Source organism: Faecalicatena orotica, from assembly GCF_003149245.1.
Taxonomy (GTDB): domain Bacteria; phylum Bacillota; class Clostridia; order Lachnospirales; family Lachnospiraceae; genus Faecalicatena_A; species Faecalicatena_A orotica.
In genome coordinates this window covers 52,732-78,541 of the sequence record NZ_QGDL01000009.1, presented here as the reverse complement: position 1 = coordinate 78,541, position 25,810 = coordinate 52,732, and the positions used below count along the sequence as shown (strand labels likewise).

The window sequence follows — 25,810 nt, the reverse complement described above, 5'->3', positions numbered from 1 at the left end:
GACGGCACAGCATTCTAAAAAAGAACAAGCTCCTGCTTCACTTCTTAAGCCTCGAACATCTTCCCCACCTGCAGCATCCCCCACCCCTGCCGGGCGTATTCCGTCTGTACGCAGGATGCCCGCAGCCTAAGTTTCACTTCCACATTCGTCATATCCGGATATTTGGACAAAAGGCAGGCAATGGCTCCTGATACAACCGGAGTCGCCATCGAAGTCCCGCTCTTTACCACATACGGTTTCTGCCACCGGTTGGTATAGTCTCCGTTGCAGCTCAGAATATTCGTCCCCGGCGCCGACAGATCCGGTTTCACAATGCATTCCTGAGTCGGGCCGTTCCCGGAATAATTCCATTCTCCGGTATTCCCCCTCCCCTGTACCACTGCCCTCCGATCCTCAATCGCCCCCACGGTAATGACCTTCTTACTTGTGCCCGGAACCGCCACGGTTCCCTCTTTCGGGCCATAATTTCCTGCAGATACAACGACAACCAGCCCTTCGTCCCAAAGTGCGTCCACCGCGTCCAGAAGGCGCTTCTCCTGCGCCGCATCCAGTCCCGGCTGGGTCCCCACAGAGATATTCACAATCCGCAGCTTCATCTGCCTGTGGACCGATAGCAGCCAGTCTATGCCTGCAACAACGTGATCAACAGAGCCATTTCCCGTATGGTCCAGTACCTTTCCCATCAGGATTTCCGCCTGAGGGGCCATTCCCCCGTAGATACCAGAGGAAAGTTTCCCGCTTCCGCCGAGAATTCCCGAAACGTGCGTCCCGTGCTTCCCGTCGTCGTATATCTTTTCTTTATTATGAACGAAATCTCGAAATCCGATGATTCTTCTATCAAAATCAGGGTGCAGCGTAATCCCCGTATCAAGGACCGCAACCCGCACACCCTGTCCCAGGCATTTATTTATCAGGATATCCGGGCACCAATACCCTACTGTCTGTTTTACCCATTTCATAGAAACACCTTTTTTAATAAGGTATTCAGAAATCTTGTCCTGCGTCCGCGTCAAACAGGTCCGGTAAAATTTTTTCAAAAACTTTCTCACACATTTGTAACCCGCTACATATTATGAACTGTAATCAAACATATATGGAGGATTTAACATGAGTGATTTAAGTGCTACAAACTGTGGATGTGGATGTGAGAGTAACTGCGGAGGTGGCTGTGGCGGCGGAATGAACTCCTGCCTGTGGATCATCATCCTGCTTTGCTGCTGCGGCGGCGGTTTCGGCGGCGGATGCGGCGGAAACAGCTGTGGATGCGGCGGAAATGACAGCTGCCTGTGGATCATCTTACTGCTTTGCTGCTGTGGCGGTTTCGGCGGCGGAAATAGTTGCGGATGCAACAATGGCTGCGGATGCTAATTCGTTCACTGCAATAGAACATTCTAATCTAAAAAGTCCTAAAAATCCCCGGTACAGCTTCCTGTGCCGGGGTTCTTTTATGGCCTTGCCTGATTCTCATGGTTCTGGCTGTTCTTCGCTTTCTGTTCCTTCGTATCTTTATTCTCGTTCAGACGTTTCTTGAGCATGCAGTCCTCATCAATCTCATATACTGCATTACCGTCAATGATTAATTTTCGTTTCATATCAATTACCATTCCCTTTCTATTCCCTATTATAGTATGTAGGAACATTAACTTTAGTCTTTCCAAATCCTCATATTTTTATACTTCCGAACATATATATTTACAACGTTATAATTAGGAGTGCTTATGGAAAAACAACCGCCAAAACCAATGACACCTTTTGATGAACTGGTAATACCGCAGCAGCTTCATATGCTGAAGCTGATCCTTCCCTACACTCCTTCTTCTAATCAGCAGTTCCTTGGGGTCTTTATCAAATTTCTGGAATTGAAAGAAACAATGGCATTTTTTCAGAATTCCGGAAATCCTTTACATACTCAGGCATTCAACCGCAGTTCTCCGCCGACCGCTATGGAAATGCTGCAGGAAATCAAACCCTATATGCCTCCGAAAGAAGCTGAAATGATGGACACTTTTTCGAATATGATGAATATAATGGAAATGGTACAGATGTTTCAGGGAAGCGGGGGTGACACGGGCGGAAGTCCCTTCGGAGACATGTCAGATATGTTCTCCTCCTTTGGCGGGGGATCCGGCGGATTCAATCCGATGGATATGATGATGGGGATGCTGACTCCTGAACAGCAGAATATGTTCCAGATGTACAATCATATGTTTGAGGATGAAATGAACTCAAATGAGATGGGTTCAAATGAAAACAGCACAGATCCTGACGGCACAAAAGACAGCTTTTTCGAGAAAGGAGATGATACAGATGAACGAATGGATGAACAATCCGGCAATGAAGAATATAGACCCGGTTAAGCTGGAGCTGATACAGATGGCAGCTTCCCAGACTTCCGGCAAAAGCGGCAGGGACCTTGCCCCGGTCATGCTTGCCCTGATCACCAATGCCAATAAAAAAGGCATCAGTTTCACAGGGGATGAGATGTCACTGATACTGGAAATCCTCAAAGAAGGCAAATCCAAACAGGAGCAGGCCCAGATCGACCAGACTATTAATATGGTCAGTTCAATTATGAAGAAGAAGGGTTAAAAACCTTCTTCTTTTCTCTTAATCCGCATCTCTCTTCTCTTCTCAGCGGCCTCCCACTCTGCGCGCTCTTCCTCCCCTTCCAGAATCAGGCGCGGAACCCTCGTCGGCTTATCATTGTCATCCAGGGCAACCATTGTGAAATAGGCCCGGTTGATCGGGCGGCGCATCCCGTCCATGTTCTCCACATAAGTATCCACACGGACTTCCATAGATGTGTTCCCCACGTAAGTCACCTTCCCGATGATCACGATCACATCCTTCTGGTAGGCACCCTGTATGAATCTCAGATTATCTACCGATGCAGTAATAATATTGCCACGCGTATGGCGCTTTGCCACCAGCCCTGCCACATCATCCAGCCACTGCATCAGGATTCCTCCGAACAAACGTCCTGCCGCATTCAGATGGTTCGGGCGCACCATGTGCACCGTCTCCACCCTTGAATCGGCAACTCTTCTCTCTTCAACCATTACAACAACTCCAATCCGCATTCTGCTGCTATATTTTTATAGAATTCCAAAGTCTGAAGATCCTCACAGAACAGAGGATACTCCAGATTATAATTCCCCCAGACCACCGCTTTATGTCCCGTAAAGTAAAATGTGGAAAACAGCCAGTTTCGCGCTGTAATCCCGGCCAGAAAACCTAAGTTCTCCTCTTGAAGCGGATAGTAGACCCATCCCCGGTCTGTCTCAAATTCTGAAAAAACAGACTTTTCTTTCTCATCCAGCCCGGCCACAAACTGTTCCTTTTGTTCCTTTTCAAGCACCGCATAATAGAAATCTGCGTATGCCTTGTCATTGTTTTCCTCCAGACAGCGCATAAGGAATGCTTCCATCGCCTGCTTTCCGCCTTTCAGTATGACTGACTGATACTGTCTCAGTCCTTCTTCCACGTTCCCGATCAGGATTGCCCCTTTAGATGCCAGACCTTCTTTACTCATTGATTGAAACATATTAACCTCCCCGGCAGCCAGAAACTCTATGAAATGATACTTCTCCATTATAATCTCTAAAGCAGTCACACTTCAAGGTAATTTTCCGTAATCTGTTGAATTCTGTGTGCCTTTCCTGTAAGATTGAAACATCAGAATCTAAAACCATTTCATTTAAATGAGGGGTTGCCCTCTTTACAAAAGGAGATAAAACAATGCATAATATCAAATTAACACTGGAATATGACGGTTCCCGCTATCAGGGATGGCAGCGCGCCGCGGGTGAATCCACGAATACAGTTTCCAATAAGCTCTTAGAAGTCATTCACAAAATGACTGCCGAGGATGTGGAATTATACTGCGGGGCAAGAACGGAAGTCGGTGTCCACGCTTATGAGCAGACTGTCAGCTTCAAAACCACCTCTGACATGAAACCATACGAGATTCAGCAGTACCTGAACCGCTATCTCCCAATGGATATCGCCGTGCTCACGGCCGAAGAAATGCCTGAACGCTTCCACGCCTCTTTAAATGCGGTTTCCAAAACATATCTGTACCGTATCGCCATAGGTGATGTCCCCAGCGTATTTGAGCGCAAATACACCTACTACGCCTTCAAGACACCGGATATCACGGTTATGCAGCAGGCGGCAATCCAACTGATCGGTAAACACGATTTCAAGAACTTTTCTACCGTAAAAAAGAGCAAGTCCACGGAAAAAGAAATGTATGAGATTAAAATTTACGGCGATGCCGATGAAATACAGATTTCCATGCGTGCAAAGGACTTCCTGCACAACATGCCCAGAATAATCGCCGGCACACTGCTTGACATCGGCCTGGGAAAGAAAAAGAAGGAATGCATCGAAGCCATCTTCTCCGGCGGGGAATCAGCCAGCGCACCATGCGATCCCAAGGGATTGTTTCTTCAAGAAATCGAATATTAAAAGAGGGGCTTTACGGCCCCTCTTTATTATTTTTATAAAATATCAATATGTTCCCCTGCCAGTGCCTTATTCATGCTGCGCACCGCACAAAATTTCCCGCACATGGAACAGGTATCCTCGTGTTCCGGCTTCCGCTCATCACGAATCCGTCTTGCCGTATCCGGGTCTATTGCACAGTCAAACTGTGCCTCCCAGTCCAGTTTTCTTCTTGCATCCGCCATCTTGTCATCGATTTCGCGTGCCCCCCTTACCCCTTTCGCAATATCCGCTGCATGGGCAGCGATCTTGGAGGCGATGATCCCCTGCTTCACGTCCTCCACATTCGGCAGTGCCAGATGTTCCGCCGGAGTCACATAACAGAGGAATGCCGCACCGGAGGCTGCCGCGATGGCACCGCCGATGGCAGATGTGATATGGTCATAACCCGGGGCAATATCCGTCACGAGAGGTCCCAGCACATAGAACGGTGCCCCCTGGCAGACAGACTGCTGCACCTTCATGTTCGCCGCGATCTGGTCCATTGGCATGTGTCCCGGCCCTTCCACCATCACCTGCACATCCTTTTCCCACGCCCGTTTCGTCAGTTCCCCGAGGCGCACGAGTTCTTCGATCTGGCAGACATCCGTGGCGTCCGCAAGACATCCCGGCCTGCATGCATCCCCAAGAGAAATCGTAACGTCATATTCACGGCAGATGTCCAGAATCTCATCATAATATTCGTAAAATGGATTTTCCTCCCCAGTCATGCACATCCATGCAAACACAAGGGAACCTCCCCTTGAAACAATATTCATTTTCCGCTTGTGGTTCTTAATCTGGTCAATCGTTTTCCTACTGATTCCGCAGTGCAGCGTCACAAAATCCACCCCGTCCTCCGCATGCAGACGAATCACGTCTATAAAATCTTTTGCAGTCAGAGAATCCAGATCCCTCTGGTAGTGGATCACGGAGTCATAGATCGGAACCGTCCCGATCATCGCAGGGCATTCGCTTGTCAGTTTCCGCCTGAACGGAATGGTATTCCCGTGGGAAGAAAGGTCCATGATGGCATGCGCCCCCATATGGACGGCCTCCATTACCTTCTCCATCTCCACACTATAATCCTTGCAGTCTCTGGAAACGCCCAGATTCACATTGATCTTCGTCTTCAGCATAGATCCCACCCCCTCGGGGTCAATGCAGGTATGCCTCTTATTCGCACAGATCACCGCCCTGCCGGAAGCTACAAGAGGAAGAAGTTCTTCCACTGTCATAAGCTCCTTTCCAGCCACAGTCTTAAGTTCTTTCGTCACGATACCCTTTCGTGCCGCCTCCATTTGTGTTGCATAATTTTCCATTTCTCTTTACGTCCTTTCTTGAATCGTCTTTAATTTGTAATTAGATTCTGATGGATTCAAGTAAGCCACGCGGATGAATACGTAATCGAGGTGCCGGGATTCTCCGGATATTGCTTTTAAAAAAGAAAAAACTGCTGCAATGCAACATGAGCATTACAGCAGTAAAATCCATTCACCTTCTGTATATCCCTACGTTGGCATTATCCAAATCAGGTTCATGGGTCTAAGCGATTCAGCTTACTCTCAGCCCGCTTGATACGCGAGCTCCCCTGTTTACGTTTTTATTATACTATGCAGCCTGTCTTCTGACAAGAGAAAACTGACGATTTTTCTTCCACGGTTTTTCCCTACTCCAAATTCTGGTGTATCCCCTAAAGGAAAAGCCCTGTAATATGAAACGCCAGAAAACTTACTATCCAGGCAACCGCCAGCTGGAACAGCACGATCCCGAGCGTAACCTTCCTGCTGCCTACTTCCCGTCTGATCGTCGCGATCGTAGCCGTACATGGCACATACAGCAGGCAGAATACCATCAGTGCATAGGCATTTGCCGCGCCGAACCCCATTGCGCCCAGTGTCCCTACGAAGCTTGTCATCCCGTGGGCCGTAGTAATGTTCTGAATCCCGAACAGAACACTGCAGCTGGATACAACGACTTCCTTTGCCGCGACTCCGGCAATCAGCGCAACCACGATCTGCCAGTAACCCAGCCCGAGCGGCTTAAATACCGGTACAATGGCCTTTCCCACGATGGAGCCAAAGCTCTGGCTGATGTCCGTCACATACCCGGACATGCCGAAGTTCAGAATAAACCACATGATGATTGAAGCGATAAAGATAACCGTACCGGCTTTTGAAAGGTAATCCTTCACCTTTTCCCACACATAAATCGCAATCGTCCTTGCATTCGGAGTCTTGTACTCTGGCAGCTCGATGAGCAGCGCATGCTCTGCCTTGCTTCCGTCAATCTTGGACAGAATAAATGCCGTCGTAATCGCCACGACAATTCCGAGGATATACATGGAATAACAGGCCAGCATTGCATTTTTCCCGAAAAACATGGAAGAAAACAGTACATAAATGGGAAGTCTTGCGCTGCATGACATAAACGGCGTTACCAGAATCGTCTTCAGCCTGTCCTTTCTGTGCTCCAGTGCACGGGAAGCCATAATCGCCGGAACCGAGCATCCAAATCCGAGCAGCATCGGAAGAAACGCCCTCCCAGACAATCCAAGATGCCCCATGATGTCATCCATGACAAAGGCCACCCTCGCCATGTATCCGCTGTCTTCCAGAAAAGCCAGTGCCAGAAACAGGATAAAGATGTTCGGCAGAAACGTTAGGATGCCTCCCACTCCGGAAATGATCCCGTCTACAATCAGCGACTGCAGCATGGAACTGACGTGCCATGCCTCCAGCAGATTCCCGGCTCCCCCCGAGATCCACTCGAGGGCAATCTCAAAGTAGCCTTTCAGCCAGTCTCCGACCGTGAATGTCAGAAAGAATACAAGCGCCATGATCCCGAGGAAAATCGGAAGCCCCAGCCATTTACTGGTCATGTACCTGTCGATCTTATCCGTCCGTTCCTCTTTCTTGTTCTTATTTACCAGCGTCTCCTGAATCACTTCTTCTATAAAGTCATACTTCTGGTTAATTATATCCTTCTCATAACTCCGGTCCAGTACTGCGGGCATATCAAGAGGATGATTCTCCATGACCGCCTTATCCTGCTCCAGCATCTTGATTGCATGCCACCGCTTGTTCTCAACCTCTGGATACTTCTTGTTCAACTGCGTGATGATCTGGTCGATCTTGTCCTCAATATCGTCGTGATATACCATCGCATACTCGCTGTGATGATTATGTATGTGCCCGGTCTTCTGCGGATGGTGGTGGATAAACGGGCTCTGTTTTGCAAAATCCTTGTGATGTGCCACCGCATGCATCAGAATCTCCAGCCCGGTCTTCTTTCTGGCAGAAACCGGAATTGCCGGAATCCCCAGCATCTCCGGAAGGCGGTGCAGGTCAATCTCCATGCCCCTCTCTTCCACGATGTCCATCATATTCAGTGCCAGCACCACCGGTTTCCCAAGCTCAATCAGCTGTAGTGTCAGGTAAAGGTTCCTTTCCAGACAGGAAGCATCTACAACGTCTACGATGACATCCACTTCCTCGCTCATAATACATTCTCTGGACACCTTTTCTTCCATTGTATAGGAGGTCAGGCTGTAAATACCGGGCAGGTCAATCAGCTTGAACTCCTGCTCCTTGTAGAATGCCTTCCCTTCCTTCTTCTCAACCGTAACTCCCGGCCAGTTTGCCACCTTCAGGTTCGCCCCTGTATAGGCATTGAACAGCGTCGTCTTCCCGCAGTTCGGATTCCCGATAAATCCCACATTAATAATCTCTTTGCTCATTGTGCTGCCTCCTCCACGGTAATGTGATCCGCGATCCGCCGCCCCATTGCAAAGCGTGTTCCGCGAAACCGGACAGTGACAGCCCCTTTTTTATCATTGTTTAAAATGGTGATCTTTGAACCAGTGGTAAGCCCCAGCGCCTCCAGCCTTCTCTCCAGATTAAGTTCAATATCAATCTCCTGAACCCGGTACGTTTGATTGTTCTTTCCCTCTTTTAACCTCATGGCCGCTCCTGTAAGTATGTTTCTTTCGTATTTTTGTAATTGATAATTATTATCTATTAGCAATTATAAAACTTTTACTGCAATAAGTCAAACACATTGACAATTTCCGCCATAACATTTACCCTATTGTTTAGACGTAGCTGTTCGTGGGTTTTGAGCAGTTATATTTAGATATAGAAAAGGGGCACACAATATGGATATTTACTACATGATACTTTACTTCTTCGTTTATGGTTTTCTAGGCTGGTGTGCAGAAGTCGGTTTTGCCGCGGTAAAGGAGCACAAGTTCGTCAACCGCGGATTTTTAAATGGTCCCATCTGCCCGATCTACGGTGTGGGCGTTACCATAGTCATCGCATTCCTGACGCCATATAAGGACAACCTGATCCTGCTTTACATATCCTCGGTCATCCTCGTCACACTACTGGAGGGTGTCACCGGGTGGGCAATGGATAAGATCTTTCATAATAAATGGTGGGATTATTCCAAACAGCCATTCAACATTGGCGGATATGTCTGCCTGATCTTCTCGCTCGTATGGGGCGTTGCCTGCGTGGCAATCATGGATTTAGTCCACCCGCTGATCCATCAGGCACTGACATTCATCCCGCACACACTCGGAATTGTGCTGATGGCAGTACTCGGAATCGCAATGTTTGCAGATCTCTACGTTACAGCATCCGCGATCTTCAAGTTTAACAAACGTCTGGCAAGCATGGAAAAAATTGCTGGGGAACTGCACGAAATATCCGACCAGATCGGCGAGGATATCTACGAGACAGTCATCACCGCAATGGAGAAACAGGAAGTCTCCAGACAGAAACTGGATGAGGCTGCCGCAGAATGGAAAGAAAAGACACAGGAGGCGACTTCCGGTTTACTAGAAAAGACACAGGAAACCGCTTCCGGTTTATTCGAAAAGACGCAGGAAACTGCTTCCGGCCTGCTGGAAAAAACGCAGGAAATATCTGATGAAATGCGCAGCCGCATCGGCGATCTGAAAACACGTTATCAGGACCTCAGCATCAAGACACCGAAAGTCAGCAGACGTCTTGTAAAGGCATTCCCTAAGATGGAATCACGGAATTATAAAGTTCAGCTAGAGGAACTGCGGAAGAAAGTGAATGAGCGGAGGCGGAAATAGAGGGGCTGGCAAGGAATAGGAATTTAGATTTTATAGTTGGAGAATGCAAAAGGCAGGATAACCGTTGTGTATAGGTTTCCTGCCTTTTAGTTACTGCATATACTTTTTGGTTCTTCGGGCTGCTCGGCCTCTTCCTGTGCTTTGCGCTCTTCTTTGTCAAACTTACTCCATAGAATTTCATAGATAATCATAATGAACATAATGATTCCAAGTTCAATTAATGCGAAAGGGCTCTTTAAGAATAAGGCATATTTTCCTACATATGGAATATGGAAAACATAAGTGCCTATGATATCCTCCCTGTGTGAGACATAATCATCATAGCGGTCTGCTAATGCAGCCTCTGTGAGATAGCGGACGGAGCCGTCTTCTTGGACTTCTGTTCCACGGTAATAATGGGTAAATACAGCTTCTTTCCCCAAGCGATCAACATTGAAAGTAATGATATCACCTTTTTTGGGCTCTTCATTTTCTTTTAAATTTTTAACAAGTACAACAGAGCCAGTCGGTATGACTGGCTCCATGCTGTCTGTTAGGATTACAAATGGTTGATACCCTAAAACATTTTTTACAGTATCCGGGCTTACTTCCATAAAAATTATATATATTCCAAGTATAACCCAGCTTACATTAAATATAATCGATATTGCTTTTCTCATCTTATTCTGAAGCCGGAGTAGTTGTTTTAGATAAAGCTCCTGTCACGTCTACAAAAACTTTCTGTCCACCTACAGAATCTTTTTCCGTTTCCTTTGGCGTTAAAGTAACTGAGAATGTTGCTTTATTTTCACTATCTAAATTTTTTTCTACTGAGGTTATACTTTCATTCAGAGCAGTGTTATCAATTTTTACATCAAATTTATTAGTAATATCTGATTTATCCTCACCCTCTTTGTCATATACCGCAACTTTTGCAGTAACTTTTGCTGTTGTACCAGTAGGTACATCCGTCGCCGCAAACGTTACAGGTTCACTTGTATAAGTTGGTACCTCATCCCATGTTCTATCTTCTACATTATAAGTCAACGCACTAGCCGTTAACGTTACAGGCTTATCAATTGTTAATGAACCACTCGCAGTATCCTCCAAACTATCCCATACCGCATAAGATCCCGCCATCGTCACAACAATTGCCCCTGCTGTTACGAATCCCAATATTTTCTTTTTACCAAGTTTTAATTTGTTCATTCCTTATACCTCCTTAAGGCTTCCGTGCTTTTGTTTTATGTTTACATTATATACACAAAAGGAGGTTTTGGCTAATACTTATATGTGATTGTCCCGTGATGCATTTGGCTTATCGCGGATGTTGTTTTCTAATCCCCATAGCATTCCAGAAACAGTTTTAGGAATGCTTCGGCCTGTCTGGAGAGGATTTCCCGCTTTCTTTTGATCCAGAATAACTTCTGGGTGACTTCGCAGTGGTTCAGAAGCAGGCTGTTTATTTTACCTTTTCTAAGCTCCTCCACCTGCCATTTGTTTCCAAATATGAAGGAGTCTGTTCTTTTGATCATGTTGATGATGGCATGGTAGTTGTTCATCTTTATCTTTTTGGAAAAGTCTGCTATCTGGATCTTTCCGTCTATCTTGATGATATTATTGAGATTCGCGAAGTAATCGACCGGAAGGCTGATATGGCTGTATGGGAGCATTTTTTCCACGTCGATGGAAGTCTCATTGTAATAGGGATTTTCCTTTCCTACCTGAATGTAAAGAGGACCTTGGCTGATCTCATGTATTTCGAGATCTTTTAGTTCTGTCAGCTTGTGAAATGCGGACATCTGGATGTTGTTAATTGTCACAATGCCGATGTCTGCCTCCGTCTTTTCTACCCGGTCCAGTACGTCTTCTATGGTTGTTTCTGTTATATTGATTTCAGTGCGCTCCGCCCTGGTTGTCTCGTAAAACTGGAAAATCATATCGTCACGCATGATTAGTTTTCCAATGGCGATGCTGATTCTGGATTCTATGTATTTTTCATTCTGGAGTCTGATCATCGAAATCTCATCCACCTGTTTCAGGATGGATTTTGCATAATAATAGAAGCCTTCCCCAATCTCCGTTACCTCCACACCTTTGTTGGTCCTGACCAGCATCGGCGCGCCGAACTCCTTTTCCAGTCCCTGCACGGCCCTGCTCAGGTTCGGCTGTGAGATGTACAGGCTCGCTGCGGCTTTCCTCATGCTCTTCTGGTCTACTATCTCAACAAAATATCTCAAGTCCCTTATTTCCATATTTTTGGCCCTTATCCTTTATTAGTGATAGCATTATACCTTATCTGGTCATACAATAGAGGCAGAAAGATGACTAGCAAAACGCTCTTTATACTAGAGAAAGTTTGTTACTGTTCACACCCTGCGGGCGTGCACAGTAACGGCATCTGCTTATTTCAAGTCGCCTTCGGCGAGAAGCAGATGCCCTGAGACCATCACTTTATTGGCCCGATGCCGTGCAGCAGGGTGCACGGCACGGTGTGAACAGTAACGAAAGTTTACAAAAAAACCGTCCGGAATTTTGTATTTTTTTACATTGCGTGCTAAAATCATTTAAAAGGAGGAATTGCTATGTGGCCAATGATTTTTGTTCAATTAGAATATCTTGTAAGAATACTCGGGGCGGCCATCTGCGGCCTGCTTGTCGGGTATGAGCGGGAGAACCACCTGAAAACGGCCGGGATCCGGACCCACACGATTGTTGCGCTTGCTTCTGCGGTTATGATGATTATTTCGAAATATGGTTTTCAGGATATCCTTGCCCTCGACCATATCGGCCTAGACCCTTCCCGTGTGGCCGCGGGGATTGTCACGGCAATCGGATTTCTCGGGGCGGGCGTGATTTTTACAAGGAATATCAGTGTCAGCGGCCTGACAACGGCTGCCGGAATCTGGGCAACCGTCGGGATCGGGATGGCATTCGGCGCCGGGATGTATGTCCTTGGTATCATGACGACCGTATGCATCCTCATTTTCCAGTTTATCCTGCACCGCAGATTCCGCTGGCTGAAGACCCCGACGATTCAGCAGATTACACTTGTCATGAATAATACGGAGAATATCAAGTCGGTCCTGACGGATTCCTTTTCCATCAAGGACTTAAAGATCATGACAATGAAGGCGACCCGTCTGGATGACCAGACGTTAAAGATCAAACTGAACGTGGCGTTTCCTGAGGATTACACGTATCAGGACGTAATCGATCTGTTAAAGGACAATCCGCAGATAAAGTCTGTTGATATCTGACCGGATCAGCCTTTTACCGCTCCGGCCGCTACCCCTTTTATAATATATTTCTGACAGCCCAGATAGAATATAATAATCGGCAGGATTGCCAGCACGAGCATTCCCATCATTGCGCCCATGTCCACGGAACCGTAGCCTCCCCTCAGATACTGGACCGCGATGGGGATTGTCTGGTAATCACTTCCGAGAACGAGTAAGGGGAGCAGGTAATCGTTCCAGATCCACATGGCATTGAGTATGGCCACTGTGATCGCAGTCGGTTTGAGCACGGGCAGGACTATTCTGAAAAATGTCTGGATGGGTGTGCACCCGTCTATCATTGCCGCCTCCTCCAGTGAGACCGGAATGGCTTTTACGAATCCGGCGAACATAAACACGGACAGTCCGGCCCCGAACCCGATATAGACAAAGATAATCCCGACAGGGTTCCCCAGGTTCAGAGTGTCTGTTACTTTTGAAAGCGTAAACATGACCATCTGGAACGGGACGATCATGGCAAACACGAAGATGTAGTAAAGTATTGTGGATATCCGGCTTTTCACCCGGGTCAGCCACCATGCCGTCATGGCTGTGAAGAGCACGATCAAGGCTACAGAAAATACGGTGATAAATATGGAGTATCCCGCAGCCTTCAAAAGCCCCGTTTTTGCCACCCCGTCCACATAGTTGCCAAGTCCGGCAAATGTTTCACTGTCTGGCAGTGCAAAAGGCCTGTCGCTGATATAGAGCTTACTTTTAAACGAGTTCATAAATACAAGCACAATCGGAAAGATGAAGATGACCGCCAGTACAGAAAATACAACAGTCATCAGCATGCCTGTTCCTTTTGAGACTTCCATCATCTGAGGTTCTTCCTGCTTTTCTGTTTTTCCCGCCATCTAGTTTTCTACCTCCCTGTTTCTTGTCAAATAAAGCTGTGTCAGCGCCAGAATTCCCACGATTACAAAGAAAATGACCGCCTTGGCCTGCCCGACACCTTCCCAGCCGTTCCGGTTATAAAACGTCGTATAAATATCCAACGCCAGCATTGACGTTTTTCGGGACGGCGCCCCGGCAGTCAGTGCCAGATTCTGGTCAAAGAGTTTAAAGGAATTCGTCAGGGTCAGAAACAGGCAGATCGTGATGGATGACATGACCATCGGAATGGTGACCTTAAACAGTGCCTGCATTTTCGTAGCCCCGTCAATTTTCGCCGCCTCAGCCAGTTCCGTCGGGATATTCTGTATTCCTGCGATGTAAATGATCATCATATAGCCGATCAGCTGCCAGTTCATAAGGATAACCAGCCCCCAGAAACCATATTTTGCATCTGTTGTAATTGTCACACCGAATCCGGCCAGCACCCCGTTGATCATCAGCTGCCAGATATAGCCGAGCACAATACCCCCGATCAGATTTGGCATGAAAAACGTCGTTCGGAAAAGGTTGGTGCCTTTAATCCCCCTGGTCAGGCCATAGGCAAAGATAAACGAGATTACATTAATACTGATCACCGACACGACGGTAAATTTCACGGTAAACCAGAGTGCGTTTAGGAAATCTGCGTTGGAAAAGGCCTTCACATAATTGTCCGTCCCGACCCATACCGCATTCGTAACCGTGGTAAATTTGCAGAATGACAACCCGATGCCGAGTACAAACGGTATGATGAAAAACAGCGTAAATGCAATCAATGTAGGCAGTACAAATATCCAAAAGTATTTCTTATAAGCTTTCTGCATCCTGTTCCTCCTGTTTGATTATGCAGAAACAGACGAAAACACTCCCGCCTGCTTCTGCATTTTTTATACTACTTGCATGTGGAACATGTCTACTCGGCTGCCGCTTCTTTTTCGATCTTCCAGTCCTCCACACAATCCGAAACAACCGCATCCCACTGCTTATTCCCTGTCGCATATTCGAGCAGTGATGCTCCCAGGTTATCTTTAAAGGTCTGGCTAGGGAATGTCTGGAAATCCCATGAGAGATTCGTCAGGTCCTGATTTTCCATATACCGGATGACCTCCTGTGCCAGAGGATCGGTCGGTTTCTGGTCTTCTTCAAACGTATTGAACGGCGTAATGAATCCCAGCTGCTCTGCGACCTCTTCCTTTCCTTCCTCACTACCAAACAGCCACTCAATAAAATCGATGGAAGCCTTCTTGTCTGCCTCTGAAACCTTATCATTCACACAGAGATAATTTTCACCGCCAATACACAGGCCCTGTTTCTCTTCACCCTCTATCCCGGTATAAATTGGCAGATATTTAATCTTATCTTCCTTAACTGTATTTCCTTCCACGCCTCTGATATCTCCCCATGCCCAGTTGCCGTTCTGCACCATTGCAGCCTTGCCGAGCGCAAACTCAGCCATCGAGTCAGAAACCGTTTTAGAGCCAAGCATCGCCGGTTCCGTCGTAGAATTGTTCAGATACAGGTCAAAAATATTTTTAAATTCCTCATTGTATTTAAAACTGATCGCATTCTCATCAGTCACATTTTCATCTTTATATTCATAATAAACCGGTACATTCATCAGATGCGTCTGCCACCTCCAGTCCTCGCCGGGCGAAAACGAAGTAGAAGCGAACACACCGCTGATTCCAAGCTGGTCCTTCTTAGCTGTCATATCCTCTACAACTTCCTTCAGCGTCTTGAAGTTTTTAATCTCATCCACGGACTTAACCTTTGCCCCGTCCATTGCCGTATATTTATCCATAATCTCCTCATTGTAGATAATTCCGTATCCTTCCACGGCATAAGGGATCGCATATACACCGTCACCCTTCCCCTTGATCGCCATGTCCTTATCGTTCAGCCACGTATACAGCTTCGTGTCTGCAAGATCCATGCAGTAATCCTTCCAGTTCTGATATCCGACCGGGCCATTCACCTGAAAAATCGTAGGTGCGTCCTTCTTAGCAATCTCAGATTTCAGAGTCTGTTCATACGTGCCTGCCGCCGCAGTCTGGACCTTTACCTGCACACCGGTTTCCTCCGTATATTCCTTCGCGACCTTCTCCCACTGCTTCGCCTGTTCCGGCTTAAAACTCAAGTAGTATACACTGCCCTTGTCCTCCTTCGAACCGGCAGATTCCGATTTTTTCCCCGCACATCCGGTGCAGAGCCCGGCAAGCATAGACGCCGCCAGAATCGCTGATAAAACCTTCTTGCTCTTCATACTTATCCTCCTAATGATAAAACTTAATTCGGGACGTAGCCTTTTGCAGAAAGGCTACGTCCCGAATTAACTTCAGTGGTGCACCTTTTTGACTTTTGTGGTGTACCTCTTTATAGTTTCCAGATATCTCTATTATATTCTTCTATTGTACGATCTGAGGAAAAGTATCCTGCTTTCGCTATATTTACCAGCATTTTCTTTGCCCACTCGTTTTTGTTTTCGTAAGCTTTGAATGCTTCTTCTTTTTTCTTTGCATATGCCTTGAAATCGAGCAGTGTCATGAACCAGTCTTTTTTCAGGAGTTCGTTCTGAAGTCTTGTCAGGTTTTCTGCGTTTCCTACAGCGAGTACTTTTTCGCTGGTGATAAAGTCTACCGCGGCTTTGATGTCGGCGTCTTTTTCGTAATACTCGCGGGAGATGTAGTCTGCTTTTGCGTAATGTTCAATGACTTCGTCGCTGGATGCGCCGAATACGAAGATGTTTTCATCGCCGACCAGTTCGTGGATTTCGACGTTTGCACCATCGTCGGTTCCGAGTGTTACTGCTCCGTTGAGCATGAATTTCATGTTGCCGGTTCCGCTTGCCTCTTTGGATGCGAGGGATATCTGCTCGGATATGTCGCATGCCGGAATCAGTTTTTCTGCTTTTGTTACGTTATAGTTTTCCACCATGACCACCTTGAGATACGGGCTGACTTCCGGGTCGTTGTTGATAACTTCCTGCAGGCACAGGATCAGGTGGATGATGTCTTTTGCAATGATATAGGCCGGAGCTGCTTTTGCACCGAAGATTACGGTAATCGGTGTAGCCGGAAGTTTTCCTGCTTTAATTTCCAGATACTTGTGGATAACGTAGAGCGCATTCATCTGCTGGCGTTTGTACTCATGGAGGCGTTTTACCTGAATGTCAAAAATGGAATCCGAATTCAGCTTTATCCCTTGTGTTTCCATAAGATATTCACAGAGTTTTTCCTTATTCGCTTTTTTAATCTCCTGCAGGCGGCTCAGTACGTTCTGGTCCCCCCTGAAATTCAACAGGCGCTCCAGCTGTTTTGCATCTGAACGGTATCCTTTTCCTATAATAAAGTCCAGCATCTCTGTCAGGAGCGGGTTGCAGTGAAGCAGCCATCTTCTAAACGTAATTCCGTTCGTCTTGTTGTTGAATTTCTCCGGATAAATCTTGTAAAAGTTATTCAGCTCGTTCTGTTTTAATATTTCTGTATGCAGTGCGGCAACCCCATTCACACTGAACCCATAATGGATATCGATATGTGCCATATGTACGGTGTCGTTCCTGTCGATCACTGCCACACTTTCGTCCGCATATTTTCTCCGCACCTTGTCGTCCAGCACTTCGATAATCGGTACCAGCTGCGGCACTACCTTTTTCAGATATCCGAGCGGCCATTTTTCCAGTGCCTCGGCCAGAATCGTATGGTTTGTGTATGCACAGGTACGGGAAACCACGCCGATCGCGTCATCCATTTCCATCCCCCTCTCCATCAAAAGGCGGATCAGTTCCGGAATCACCATTGTCGGATGGGTATCATTGATCTGGATCACGGCATAATCCGGCAGGTCATAGAGGCTGCAGCCTTTCGCCGTACATTCATCCAGAATCAGTCTGGCACCGTTGCTTACCATAAAATACTGCTGGTAAATTCGCAGGAGACGCCCCTTTTCATCACTGTCATCCGGATATAAGAACAGGGTCAGGTTCTTTTCGATATCCTCCTTGTCAAAATCAATCCCGTTTTCCACAATATCCTCATCCACAGTTTCCACATCAAACAGGTGAAGTTTATTCGTCATATTATTGTATCCGGTCACTTCAATATCGTACATTCTGGAATTCAGAGTCATTCCCTTAAAGGAAACCGGGTAGCTCACATCCGTCTTCACGAGCCAGCTTTCATTCTCAATCCACGGATTTGGAGTCTCCTTCTGGAGTTCATTTTCAAACTCCTGTTTAAAAAGCCCGAGGTGGTAATTCAGCCCAATCCCGTCACCGCTCAATCCCAATGTGGAAATAGAATCCAGAAAACAGGCTGCCAGGCGTCCAAGCCCCCCGTTTCCAAGGGACGGCTCCGGCTCCACTTCTTCTATCTCGCAGATATCCTTCCCATTTGCCGCCAGTACATCCCTGACTTCATTGTAAATCCCGAGGTTGATCATATTATTGGAAAGTAGTTTACCGATCAAAAATTCTGCCGATATGTAATACAGTTTTTTCTTTTTCTCCGGGCGTTCCTTCCCCTTAGCCATCTCCTGTACAATCTTTAAAAGAGCCGAATAAATCTCTTCATTCGACGCCTCCGCTATTACTCTTCCTAATTTCTGCTGCAAACTATCCTGTATACTCATTAGACTACTCCTTTCAATGCATATAAACAGTTTCTATAGTATGCATTTTAATATGTTTCTATCTCATTTTCTTGCAAAATCCTCTTCATTTATAGTACAATACTATCATATTAATCGCAAAACAGCATCCGTAAAATAGTTTTTTGCAGAAAATGAGGACCTCCCATGAATATCAAAGAATACCAAAACTATCATGAAACCAAATCACATACATCATCTGAATTTCCCTACAATACCTATCTCTGCTCCATCCCGCTGGATTTCACGCAGGTCCCGTTCCACTGGCACGAAGAGCTGGAACTGATTGTCATAAAAAAGGGGCAGGGTTATGTCTCCGCAGATCTGCACTCCGAGACGGTCACTGCCGGGGACATCGTCCTGATCCTCCCAGGCCAGCTCCACTCGATCGATCAGAAGGCAGGCTGTGAAATGGAATACGAGAATATACTGTTCATGCCCGGGATGCTCATATCGGGTGAAAATGACCTGTGTGCGAACCGGTTTATCCTGCCCCTTTTGAATGAGGAGCAGAGCCCTCTGACCTTCATCACCCCCGCCTGCCAGATTTATCCGCAAATTGCAGGCTGTATCCGTCATATCGATGAATTGTGCGAGGTGCAGTCCGAAGGGTATCAGCTTGCTGTCAAAGCCGAGCTGTTCCGCTTCTTCTTTTTTCTTATCTCGGCACAAAAAAACAGAGACCCTGTCCCGAAAATCAAGACAAAATCTCTGAAGAAATTAAAAACAATATTAAAATATGTGGAAGACCACTACGCCGATTCAATCACTATCGATGATATGGCGGCACTGACATACTACAGTAAATCCCACTTCATGAAGTTCTTCAAAACCCATATGGGCACAGGATTCATCGAATACCTGAATGACTACCGCCTCACGATGGCCGCGCGGCTGCTCGCCTCCACAGGGGCCTCCGTCCTTGAGATTGCAGCTCGCACGGGCTTTGACAACCTGTCCTACTTTAACCGGCTGTTCAAACGTAAATACCACCTCACACCAATGCAGTACCGCAAATCTGTCTGACAGCGGCTGGTTAGAACAGGTTCGGGTCCCCCGTGTAGTACAATTCGATCGGATCAATCGGGTCGACCGGGTTCTCGACATCCATCTTCTCATTCCTTCCGTGCCTTCTCAGCAGCTCGCCGCCTTTGTTGTAAAACCAGAAGGAATAGACGAGAATCTTATTGACCTTGCCGATGCGGTCCTTCGTCGTCTTCTCGTATAACGTACCTCCGGTCTCAAACTTCGTCTTTTTATGGATCATGGAGATCAGTTCGGTCTCACAGGTCACAGGTTCCGGTATGATCGTATAGGCCCGTCCCACACAGCCCGGCTTATGCGAATCACTTCCCCCTATCGTCACCTTTCCATACTTCTGTGCAAGCTTCATCGCTCCCGCATTGGATGCGGCAGACTCACAGCAGTTATAAGCCTCGACGAAATCAAAGCGCTTCATGATCTCCGGGTTCGTATAAAACTTCTTCGTATTCGTGATGCTCAGATACTTCTCTCCGCACGGGTGGGCCGGCCCTAATACACCGCCGTTCCTGTGGACAAGGTCAATCAGCACAGATACCGGCATCCCCCGCATCTCAAGAAGCCGCATCTTCACGCCCTCAGGCATGATGACCAGAATGTGTCCGGCATCTCTCGTATCGTACTCGATCCCCTTTAGCACCACAAAATCTTCATGGGCCTTCCCTTTCATGTGATACTTCCAGTGGCGGTACCCCTTATACGTGTTATGGTCAGTAACCACCATCCCCTGGAAACCTTTGCTCTTTAGAATTGTAATATATTCGTCCAAGCTTACTTTACTGTCAATAGACCCTTCTTTCACGTGGCAATGCATATCAATCTTCATAAGTAAGCCCCCTTTTCTTCAATTGGATTATAGATATATTATACAACTTTGCCGGGGGACTGGCAATAAACTTCTTCCTGTTCCGTACTGTAAACTGTATCCAGATTATTTTTCATCATCATCCAGACTGAAAATCTGGATGTCGTCATCGTCTTCGAATTCTTCATCATCTTCCAGAAATTCTTCGTCAATATCCTCATCGATGTCATCGAAATCCATACCGGAATACGCCTCATCTTCATCCTCCGGCTCCTCACCAATGTCGTCAGGGCCAGCCTCCATAACTGGTGCCTCCTGATCCAGATTGTCCACCATTGCACGGGCCTTGTCCACTTCATTGGCAACAGATTGTGTATTTCTAATCTCCTCAGCTTTCTTTAGATGCTGCTTTTTGCGCTTCTTTGATTCCAAAAGAAATTGTACAATAATGCCGAGAATCGCAAGCACTGCGATGACCGCGATATTTATAATCCGGTTCTTCAAAGGAAGCAGGATGTAAATTGCCTGTCCTGCGGCAAAACCACCACAAATACCGGTAACCAGCATCGTAACCGGCCCCGCGAATTTCAGGGTAATTAATCCGATGACCAGCCCGATTGCTGCACAGACCAGCATAAACTGCCAGTCCTTCGGCTGTAAAATGCATGCACTGCCTGCCGTACCCAGAATCCACATGACAAAAAATGCCCCTGCCAGAAAGAATCCCGCACAAAGCCCTGCGAGGATCAGACCTGCCGCCGCACCGATAATTAGTGGGATGTAGCCGTCCAGTCCGAAATAAGAAGCCAGATACGCCCCGCCTGAAAAACCGACGGCCAGTCCGAGAACCGCTGCCCAGAACCGCACCATCTTCAGTCCGAAGAAGCAAAACAGAAGGCCGGTGGCAGCCACCACAATCAATGTGATAAGATCCGCCTGACCCAATCCTCTCCCCTTATCCGTCAACACAGCCATACCTGTATCAAGGTACCCCTGCACCTGTCCTAAAATGTAATCCATATTCATTATCATCTTGTTCACCTTTGTCCCTTAAAATTATTTACAGTTACTCCCCGCTGTCATATGCCCCGGTGATCTCCTTTAAGAAATCCAGATACATATCCGCCACGTACACCGGAGAAAGAATTCTGACATCCTTCCCCAGCCCGGTCAGCCAGCCGAAAAACTGTCCACTGACAGCCACATCCACGCGTGCCGTGAAACTCTCCTCCCCGTCCGGCCTGACAGATACATCCTTCCCAAACCTGTCTATGACAACGCCTATGTATTTATTATGAAATCTGATACGTAAGGTCTCTTCCTCCCCGCCAAACATACCAAATGTTTTTTTCGTATAGTGTGCCAGGTCGAATCTTCCAAACTCTTCCTTCCCGACCCTTGGTTCTCCCAATGTTTCAATATCAAGCATCTTATCCACCCTGAAGTGCTTCAGGATTCCGGCATCTACATCATACCCGATCAGATAATAATTCTCATCGTCCCATGTAAGCGCCCAAGGACTGACCTGATATGGCTCCCCGCCCTTCTTGAGCCTGGTTGTCTTCTCGATCGTCCATTCGAAATACCGGAACAGAATCTGCTGGTTTGAAGCAATAGACGCATAAATCTTATCTATATTATAATAAATGCTTTCATTCATCGCCTTGATTCTGTTCGCAACAACAACCTGACGCTGAAGCTGCTTTGCTTCATACTTGCTTGCCATACTCTCGATCTTACGGATCAGGCTGTTCGACTTGCTCTCTGTAATAAATCTGGAAGACTGAACCGCGTCCACCAGTAATTTCAGCTCCGCCAGTTCGAATTCATGGCTTTGAAGAAAATATCCTTCAGGCCGCTCTTTCCGGTAAGCGATATCCATCCCGAACTTTTTCAGCGTCTCAATATCATTATACAGACTTTTCCGTTCTGCCTGAATTCCATATTCCAACAGCTTCTCTTCAAGCTGCTTTCTGGAAAGAGGATGCATCGCATCTGTTTCCTCGTGGAACAGCCTCATAAGAAACAGGATCTTTTCCTTCTGGTTACTTGATCTTGCCATACTCATCTCCCCTGCAACATGTTCTGATTTCTCCCCACATCTTTCTTATTTTAACAATTTTTGCAGAAATATACAACACAAAATAGCTTTTCGGGTCACTTTCCGCAAAGCTATTTTATATCCACACAAAGTAAAGATGGATGCCAATCTAATTATGATTAACACCCATCTTCACACTGATATTTCTATCATTCTTTTTTTACCTCTTTCTCTACCAATTTTGTTGATAGCGGTTTGGTTTAAAACTTTAATTTGCTGGTGGTCCGTACCTCCTCTTCTTAAACTTTACCGGACTTGTTCGATGATTTTCTTTTTACGATGGATTTTACTTCTCTCATAACTTTCTCGTCATTATGATAATTTCTCCATCTTTCCGTTCTAATCATTTACTTTTGTCCAGTTCCTAAAACATTCTGAACTTTCATTTACGAAGAATTTTCCTCTCTCTTATGAGATTACTTTTTCTTTTTAAGTGATTGTTCATTTGTTTTATTTCTTGTATTAAGAATACTACACGTTTCCCATTTTGTCAACACTATTTTTAGTTTTTTTATATATTTTTGACTAATTATCTTTTTATTTAGCTCTAATCAAAGAATAAAGTGTGTATTCTTTTTAATTAAAAGCAAAAATATCTGACATTCTGACAGTTTCTGCTGCCGGTTTCCGGGCAGACAGTTCTGTCTGATTGTCAGATATTTCTATTCCTGATTCTTAAGGCTGTCTTCGTATACATATTTATAATGCAGGCATGAATTAATCCAGATGGTAGACCTCTTCCATCTCAGCCCACCATTCGCCTTCTTTTCTTCCGTCAAGCGGCTGCTGGAAAGGCATCACCAGATCCCACCATTCCTGTGTCTTAGGGTCTGCGGCCATTTTTGCCATGTCTGCCTCATAATCGTCGCCGGTATACTCATAATAGGAGAACAATAATTCACCAAAGTTATAAATGGAATAGTTCGACAGGTTACACTCTTTGATCATGGCGTTGATCTCGGGCCATATATTTGCATGATGATATTTGTATTCATCTAATTTTTCTTTTTTCACTCCAATTATGGAACCATATCTCTGCATTGCTGCACCTCCTAATATACTTTTTGTGCTTCTTCAAATAATGCATGGATGTTTGCAGGAGGAACGTCCGGCATAACTGCCTCATGGCTTGGGGATATAATCAGTCCTGTCGGGAATATGGTACGCAGTTCTTTTACTTTGTTACGCACATCCTCCGGGCTTCCGTTTACCAGCAGGTCCTGTGTATCTACGCCTCCGCAGAAGGATACTTTGTCACCGAATTTTTCTTTCAGGCTTTCCGGTTCCATGCCTGCAGCCAGTGCCTGAATCGGATGTACGATATCCACGCCTGCTTCAATCAGGTCCGGAATAATATCGGCGATTGATCCGCAGGAGTGATAGATTACTTTTACACCATAACTGTGTGCCTGTTCCACCAGTCGTTTACAGCCCGGGATAATGAAACGGCGGACCATGTCCGGAGAAAGCATCAGCCCCCTCTGGCTTCCCATGTCGTTGCCGATCAGTACGGCGTCCAGTCTGCCCTTTGTGGCTTCAAAGAAAATTTTATTTGCTTTCAGGTAGAAATCCATGATCTTCTCGTCAACAGCCTCGTAAATCTCCGGATTTGCAATCATGTTCATTAAGGCTGTCTCCATACCGAAAGCCGCGCACGTATCCTGAAAATGTGCAGACCATAACATGCCTAAAGTCACTTTATCGTCGGGAGCTGCCTCTACACGGCGTCTGCACTCTTCGACGTCAATATATTCCGCCGGGTCCGGCCATTTAAAGAAATCCAGATCTTCCAGCTCCTCCGCATCTTTAAAGCATCCGTCAGCGGTCAGCGTGCGGTCTTCTGCATCCACATTTCCGTCCATATACCAGTCAAATGCAGCATAAATGGCACTTGCCGTCGGTGATTGATATGGAACTTCCACCGCATAGAAATCATCCCCTACCGCCAGTTTTAACTCATGCATATTCTTAACACCATAGTACTCAAATAATGCCGGCTGTGCATAGATATCCGGCATACCGAGCCATGCTGCGGGGCGGTCTACCGGTTTCCTCTCAACCGTTGCCAAAAAACGTTCTTTACTGTTCATCTGTCTCTCCTTTTTACAAGACAGGCGGAAGCTTTACTGCCGGCCTCCGCCCGTCCGCCCATTCTTTTTATGCTGCTTCGCTCAATTGCCTACCACTGGCAAGGAAGGTACTCTTCTACATTGTCAGCTCCGATGATGTCTGTTCCGATATAAGATACTCTTTCGATATCTTCACCGTTAAAGTACTCGGATACTGTTCTTACTGCCAGACCTGCATCTGCCTGACATGACTGGTAGCTTGCATATTTCAGTTCGCCGCTCTGGATGAGCTCTGCACCCTGTTTGGACATACCTGCTGCCACGATCAGGATATCTTCACGCCCTGCTGCCTTGCAGGCCTCTGTTGCTCCTATTGCCTGGTCAGAATCATCTGCGAGAACGATTGCATTCAGATCTTTTCCATATTTTGTGATCCAGTCTGAAACAACCTGTTTTACAGCAGAAGCTTCGAATCCCGGTGACTGTACGTCAAGAGATTTGATGTCAGGATATTCTTCTGCTAATGTGGACATTGGTCCGAATGTACGTGCATAATATGGTGATGTTCCTACATTATGTGTGATGTAGGCAACGCCGCCCTTTCCTCCGAGTTCCTCACCAAGCTTGCTTGCAAGGTTTCTCATCTGGTACCAGTCGTTCGGTCCTGTGTAAGCTAAGATGTTGTTCATTGCGTCAGCTTCCGGAAGTGTATTGCTGCAGAATGCAGGAATACCGGCTTTTGTGATCTTCTTGAACTGCTGTCCCGCATGGTCAGCACTTACAGGAATAACTACGATAGCATCCGGCTGCTCATTGATAGCCTGGTCAATATATCCGTCCTGCGTGGACTGGTCCCAGTTCGGATCATATACGTCACAAGTCATTCCAACTGCTTCACAAGCTTCCTCAAAAGCTTCCTGATAACATGTTGTCCATGCATGGGCGCCATGTACGATCAGGATTACGTGTTTGCCCTTCTGTCCGTCAGCCGGAGATTCCGGGAATCTTGAGTCAGCTTCTGAATCCCAGTCCAGATATTCATAATAATGCCACTTGTTCATGTCGGAATCATCCAGTTTTTCCAGTGCTTCTGCATCACCTTCTGCTTCCGGTACGTCGAAAGTTGTTCCTTCCGCCATCATCTGGTGGTTGTCCGTCGTCTGAATGTCATCGATTGCTTTCTGCAGCAATTCCTTTGATTCTGCCAGATTGTCCCCGCCTGAAGAAGAATCCTCCGATGAAGCTTTCTTGTCATCCTTTGAGTCTGAGCCGCTGTTTCCGCATCCTGTGAGACATAAGGTACTCACCAGCATCGTTCCGGCAAGCATAACTGCTAAATACTTTTTGAACATTTTTCTTTCCTCCTTTTGTTTGTTTATTAAAAACATGTCCCGCATGTTTCTAATCCATATAACCCCCTGC

At 46.4% G+C, this 25,810-nt stretch carries 27 protein-coding genes and 1 riboswitch; of the genes, 7 read left to right on the top strand and 20 right to left on the bottom strand.

Annotated elements, in window-relative coordinates; all coding sequences use genetic code 11:
• Nucleotides 1–44 precede the first annotated feature (44 nt).
• Nucleotides 45–959, bottom strand: a complete 915-nt coding sequence (locus tag A8806_RS14920) for a S8 family peptidase (protein WP_109732180.1) — start codon at nucleotides 957–959, stop codon at nucleotides 45–47.
• Nucleotides 960–1,107: 148 nt separating this feature from the next.
• On the opposite strand from A8806_RS14920, the gene A8806_RS14915 reads away from it, so the two are divergent.
• Entirely contained in the window at nucleotides 1,108–1,368 is a 261-nt protein-coding gene (locus tag A8806_RS14915; RefSeq protein ID WP_109732009.1) for a chorion class high-cysteine HCB protein 13, read from the top strand.
• Nucleotides 1,369–1,445: 77 nt separating this feature from the next.
• On the opposite strand, the gene A8806_RS26255 is transcribed toward A8806_RS14915, so the two are convergent.
• Nucleotides 1,446–1,592, bottom strand: coding sequence for a hypothetical protein (locus A8806_RS26255; RefSeq protein WP_181368741.1), 147 nt, complete (start codon nucleotides 1,590–1,592; stop codon nucleotides 1,446–1,448).
• Between the two features lie 126 nt (nucleotides 1,593–1,718).
• Here A8806_RS26255 and A8806_RS14910 point away from each other — a divergent pair, with 126 nt between their 5' ends.
• Both A8806_RS14910 and A8806_RS14905 read left to right on the top strand, forming a co-directional pair.
• On the top strand, nucleotides 1,719–2,357 hold the full coding sequence (locus tag A8806_RS14910) for a hypothetical protein (RefSeq protein WP_181368740.1): 639 nt from the start codon (nucleotides 1,719–1,721) through the stop codon (nucleotides 2,355–2,357).
• Nucleotides 2,308–2,589, top strand: a complete 282-nt coding sequence (locus A8806_RS14905) for a hypothetical protein (RefSeq protein ID WP_109732008.1) — start codon at nucleotides 2,308–2,310, stop codon at nucleotides 2,587–2,589. Before A8806_RS14910 ends, A8806_RS14905 begins: the two co-directional genes overlap by 50 nt.
• Here A8806_RS14905 and A8806_RS14900 read toward each other — a convergent pair.
• Nucleotides 2,586–3,059 carry an acyl-CoA thioesterase gene (locus tag A8806_RS14900; RefSeq protein WP_109732007.1) on the bottom strand — a complete coding sequence of 158 codons (474 nt, stop codon included), beginning with the start codon at nucleotides 3,057–3,059 and terminating at the stop codon, nucleotides 2,586–2,588. The genes A8806_RS14905 and A8806_RS14900 overlap by 4 nt on opposite strands.
• Nucleotides 3,059–3,544, bottom strand: a complete 486-nt coding sequence (locus A8806_RS14895) for a hypothetical protein (RefSeq protein ID WP_146203296.1) — start codon at nucleotides 3,542–3,544, stop codon at nucleotides 3,059–3,061. Before A8806_RS14895 ends, A8806_RS14900 begins: the two co-directional genes overlap by 1 nt.
• Before the next feature lie 194 nt (nucleotides 3,545–3,738).
• Between A8806_RS14895 and truA the strand changes: the two genes are divergently transcribed.
• Nucleotides 3,739–4,470 (top strand): tRNA pseudouridine(38-40) synthase TruA, encoded by a 732-nt coding sequence (gene truA / locus A8806_RS14890; RefSeq protein WP_109732005.1) that lies wholly within the window; start codon nucleotides 3,739–3,741, stop codon nucleotides 4,468–4,470.
• Between the two features lie 32 nt (nucleotides 4,471–4,502).
• Here the strand turns inward: truA and thiC are convergent, their stop codons facing one another.
• From thiC to A8806_RS14875, 3 genes are all read right to left on the bottom strand, one after another.
• Nucleotides 4,503–5,807: a phosphomethylpyrimidine synthase ThiC gene (thiC, locus tag A8806_RS14885; protein WP_109732004.1), complete on the bottom strand. Its 1,305-nt coding sequence runs from the start codon at nucleotides 5,805–5,807 to the stop codon at nucleotides 4,503–4,505.
• Between the two features lie 169 nt (nucleotides 5,808–5,976).
• Nucleotides 5,977–6,089, bottom strand: a riboswitch (TPP riboswitch).
• An 89-nt stretch (nucleotides 6,090–6,178) separates the two neighbouring features.
• Nucleotides 6,179–8,224 carry a ferrous iron transport protein B gene (gene feoB / locus A8806_RS14880; protein ID WP_109732003.1) on the bottom strand — a complete coding sequence of 682 codons (2,046 nt, stop codon included), beginning with the start codon at nucleotides 8,222–8,224 and terminating at the stop codon, nucleotides 6,179–6,181.
• Nucleotides 8,221–8,448, bottom strand: a complete 228-nt coding sequence (locus A8806_RS14875) for a FeoA family protein (RefSeq protein WP_109732002.1) — start codon at nucleotides 8,446–8,448, stop codon at nucleotides 8,221–8,223. The genes feoB and A8806_RS14875 overlap by 4 nt, the downstream gene beginning before the upstream one ends.
• A gap of 193 nt (nucleotides 8,449–8,641) precedes the next feature.
• Between A8806_RS14875 and A8806_RS14870 the strand changes: the two genes are divergently transcribed.
• Entirely contained in the window at nucleotides 8,642–9,592 is a 951-nt protein-coding gene (locus A8806_RS14870; RefSeq protein WP_109732001.1) for a putative ABC transporter permease, read from the top strand.
• Nucleotides 9,593–9,678: 86 nt separating this feature from the next.
• Here A8806_RS14870 and A8806_RS14865 read toward each other — a convergent pair whose 3' ends face one another.
• The 3 genes from A8806_RS14865 to A8806_RS14855 form a co-directional block, all read right to left on the bottom strand.
• Nucleotides 9,679–10,251: a signal peptidase I gene (locus tag A8806_RS14865; protein ID WP_109732000.1), complete on the bottom strand. Its 573-nt coding sequence runs from the start codon at nucleotides 10,249–10,251 to the stop codon at nucleotides 9,679–9,681.
• Nucleotide 10,252: 1 nt separating this feature from the next.
• Nucleotides 10,253–10,780 carry a hypothetical protein gene (locus A8806_RS14860; protein ID WP_109731999.1) on the bottom strand — a complete coding sequence of 176 codons (528 nt, stop codon included), beginning with the start codon at nucleotides 10,778–10,780 and terminating at the stop codon, nucleotides 10,253–10,255.
• Between the two features lie 128 nt (nucleotides 10,781–10,908).
• Nucleotides 10,909–11,826 (bottom strand): LysR family transcriptional regulator, encoded by a 918-nt coding sequence (locus A8806_RS14855; protein WP_109731998.1) that lies wholly within the window; start codon nucleotides 11,824–11,826, stop codon nucleotides 10,909–10,911.
• A gap of 330 nt (nucleotides 11,827–12,156) precedes the next feature.
• Here A8806_RS14855 and A8806_RS14850 point away from each other — a divergent pair, with 330 nt between their 5' ends.
• Nucleotides 12,157–12,831, top strand: coding sequence for an MgtC/SapB family protein (locus A8806_RS14850; protein ID WP_109731997.1), 675 nt, complete (start codon nucleotides 12,157–12,159; stop codon nucleotides 12,829–12,831).
• 5 nt (nucleotides 12,832–12,836) lie between these two features.
• Here A8806_RS14850 and A8806_RS14845 read toward each other — a convergent pair whose 3' ends face one another.
• The 4 genes from A8806_RS14845 to A8806_RS14830 all read right to left on the bottom strand — a co-directional run bounded on the left by A8806_RS14845 (nucleotide 12,837) and on the right by A8806_RS14830 (nucleotide 18,354).
• The gene (locus tag A8806_RS14845; protein WP_109731996.1) at nucleotides 12,837–13,709 is read right to left on the bottom strand and encodes a carbohydrate ABC transporter permease; all 873 of its coding nucleotides are present in this window, start codon (nucleotides 13,707–13,709) and stop codon (nucleotides 12,837–12,839) included.
• Complete coding sequence (locus tag A8806_RS14840; protein ID WP_109731995.1) at nucleotides 13,710–14,552, bottom strand: carbohydrate ABC transporter permease; 843 nt, start codon at nucleotides 14,550–14,552, stop codon at nucleotides 13,710–13,712.
• 89 nt (nucleotides 14,553–14,641) lie between these two features.
• Entirely contained in the window at nucleotides 14,642–15,991 is a 1,350-nt protein-coding gene (locus A8806_RS14835; RefSeq protein ID WP_109731994.1) for an ABC transporter substrate-binding protein, read from the bottom strand.
• A 110-nt stretch (nucleotides 15,992–16,101) separates the two neighbouring features.
• Complete coding sequence (locus A8806_RS14830) at nucleotides 16,102–18,354, bottom strand: glycogen/starch/alpha-glucan phosphorylase (protein WP_109731993.1); 2,253 nt, start codon at nucleotides 18,352–18,354, stop codon at nucleotides 16,102–16,104.
• A gap of 165 nt (nucleotides 18,355–18,519) precedes the next feature.
• Between A8806_RS14830 and A8806_RS14825 the strand changes: the two genes are divergently transcribed.
• Entirely contained in the window at nucleotides 18,520–19,398 is an 879-nt protein-coding gene (locus tag A8806_RS14825) for an AraC family transcriptional regulator (RefSeq protein WP_109731992.1), read from the top strand.
• 10 nt (nucleotides 19,399–19,408) lie between these two features.
• Here the strand turns inward: A8806_RS14825 and A8806_RS14820 are convergent, their stop codons facing one another.
• From A8806_RS14820 to A8806_RS14795, 6 genes are all read right to left on the bottom strand, one after another.
• Nucleotides 19,409–20,239, bottom strand: a complete 831-nt coding sequence (locus A8806_RS14820; protein ID WP_109731991.1) for a PHP-associated domain-containing protein — start codon at nucleotides 20,237–20,239, stop codon at nucleotides 19,409–19,411.
• Nucleotides 20,240–20,344: 105 nt separating this feature from the next.
• On the bottom strand, nucleotides 20,345–21,250 hold the full coding sequence (locus tag A8806_RS14815; RefSeq protein WP_109731990.1) for an ABC-2 transporter permease: 906 nt from the start codon (nucleotides 21,248–21,250) through the stop codon (nucleotides 20,345–20,347).
• Nucleotides 21,251–21,284: 34 nt separating this feature from the next.
• On the bottom strand, nucleotides 21,285–22,280 hold the full coding sequence (locus A8806_RS14810; protein WP_109731989.1) for a helix-turn-helix transcriptional regulator: 996 nt from the start codon (nucleotides 22,278–22,280) through the stop codon (nucleotides 21,285–21,287).
• 756 nt (nucleotides 22,281–23,036) lie between these two features.
• Nucleotides 23,037–23,360 carry an L-rhamnose mutarotase gene (locus tag A8806_RS14805; RefSeq protein WP_109731988.1) on the bottom strand — a complete coding sequence of 108 codons (324 nt, stop codon included), beginning with the start codon at nucleotides 23,358–23,360 and terminating at the stop codon, nucleotides 23,037–23,039.
• Between the two features lie 11 nt (nucleotides 23,361–23,371).
• A complete protein-coding gene (locus A8806_RS14800; RefSeq protein ID WP_109731987.1) occupies nucleotides 23,372–24,409 on the bottom strand; it encodes a uroporphyrinogen decarboxylase family protein in 1,038 nt (345 codons plus the stop codon).
• Nucleotides 24,410–24,498: 89 nt separating this feature from the next.
• On the bottom strand, nucleotides 24,499–25,740 hold the full coding sequence (locus A8806_RS14795; protein WP_242996113.1) for a sugar ABC transporter substrate-binding protein: 1,242 nt from the start codon (nucleotides 25,738–25,740) through the stop codon (nucleotides 24,499–24,501).
• Nucleotides 25,741–25,810 lie beyond the last annotated feature (70 nt).

Bases quoted from the DNA above. Each gene is read 5' to 3' on its own strand.
- A8806_RS14920 (WP_109732180.1), bottom strand. From the start codon at position 959: ATGAAATGGGTAAAACAGACAGTAGGGTATTGGTGCCCGGATATCCTG.
- A8806_RS14915 (WP_109732009.1), top strand. From the start codon at position 1,108: ATGAGTGATTTAAGTGCTACAAACTGTGGATGTGGATGTGAGAGTAAC.
- A8806_RS26255 (WP_181368741.1), bottom strand. From the start codon at position 1,592: ATGAAACGAAAATTAATCATTGACGGTAATGCAGTATATGAGATTGAT.
- A8806_RS14910 (WP_181368740.1), top strand. From the start codon at position 1,719: ATGGAAAAACAACCGCCAAAACCAATGACACCTTTTGATGAACTGGTA.
- A8806_RS14905 (WP_109732008.1), top strand. From the start codon at position 2,308: ATGAACGAATGGATGAACAATCCGGCAATGAAGAATATAGACCCGGTT.
- A8806_RS14900 (WP_109732007.1), bottom strand. From the start codon at position 3,059: ATGGTTGAAGAGAGAAGAGTTGCCGATTCAAGGGTGGAGACGGTGCAC.
- A8806_RS14895 (WP_146203296.1), bottom strand. From the start codon at position 3,544: ATGTTTCAATCAATGAGTAAAGAAGGTCTGGCATCTAAAGGGGCAATC.
- truA (WP_109732005.1), top strand. From the start codon at position 3,739: ATGCATAATATCAAATTAACACTGGAATATGACGGTTCCCGCTATCAG.
- thiC (WP_109732004.1), bottom strand. From the start codon at position 5,807: ATGGAAAATTATGCAACACAAATGGAGGCGGCACGAAAGGGTATCGTG.
- feoB (WP_109732003.1), bottom strand. From the start codon at position 8,224: ATGAGCAAAGAGATTATTAATGTGGGATTTATCGGGAATCCGAACTGC.
- A8806_RS14875 (WP_109732002.1), bottom strand. From the start codon at position 8,448: ATGAGGTTAAAAGAGGGAAAGAACAATCAAACGTACCGGGTTCAGGAG.
- A8806_RS14870 (WP_109732001.1), top strand. From the start codon at position 8,642: ATGGATATTTACTACATGATACTTTACTTCTTCGTTTATGGTTTTCTA.
- A8806_RS14865 (WP_109732000.1), bottom strand. From the start codon at position 10,251: ATGAGAAAAGCAATATCGATTATATTTAATGTAAGCTGGGTTATACTT.
- A8806_RS14860 (WP_109731999.1), bottom strand. From the start codon at position 10,780: ATGAACAAATTAAAACTTGGTAAAAAGAAAATATTGGGATTCGTAACA.
- A8806_RS14855 (WP_109731998.1), bottom strand. From the start codon at position 11,826: ATGGAAATAAGGGACTTGAGATATTTTGTTGAGATAGTAGACCAGAAG.
- A8806_RS14850 (WP_109731997.1), top strand. From the start codon at position 12,157: ATGTGGCCAATGATTTTTGTTCAATTAGAATATCTTGTAAGAATACTC.
- A8806_RS14845 (WP_109731996.1), bottom strand. From the start codon at position 13,709: ATGGCGGGAAAAACAGAAAAGCAGGAAGAACCTCAGATGATGGAAGTC.
- A8806_RS14840 (WP_109731995.1), bottom strand. From the start codon at position 14,552: ATGCAGAAAGCTTATAAGAAATACTTTTGGATATTTGTACTGCCTACA.
- A8806_RS14835 (WP_109731994.1), bottom strand. From the start codon at position 15,991: ATGAAGAGCAAGAAGGTTTTATCAGCGATTCTGGCGGCGTCTATGCTT.
- A8806_RS14830 (WP_109731993.1), bottom strand. From the start codon at position 18,354: ATGAGTATACAGGATAGTTTGCAGCAGAAATTAGGAAGAGTAATAGCG.
- A8806_RS14825 (WP_109731992.1), top strand. From the start codon at position 18,520: ATGAATATCAAAGAATACCAAAACTATCATGAAACCAAATCACATACA.
- A8806_RS14820 (WP_109731991.1), bottom strand. From the start codon at position 20,239: ATGAAGATTGATATGCATTGCCACGTGAAAGAAGGGTCTATTGACAGT.
- A8806_RS14815 (WP_109731990.1), bottom strand. From the start codon at position 21,250: ATGATAATGAATATGGATTACATTTTAGGACAGGTGCAGGGGTACCTT.
- A8806_RS14810 (WP_109731989.1), bottom strand. From the start codon at position 22,280: ATGGCAAGATCAAGTAACCAGAAGGAAAAGATCCTGTTTCTTATGAGG.
- A8806_RS14805 (WP_109731988.1), bottom strand. From the start codon at position 23,360: ATGCAGAGATATGGTTCCATAATTGGAGTGAAAAAAGAAAAATTAGAT.
- A8806_RS14800 (WP_109731987.1), bottom strand. From the start codon at position 24,409: ATGAACAGTAAAGAACGTTTTTTGGCAACGGTTGAGAGGAAACCGGTA.
- A8806_RS14795 (WP_242996113.1), bottom strand. From the start codon at position 25,740: ATGTTCAAAAAGTATTTAGCAGTTATGCTTGCCGGAACGATGCTGGTG.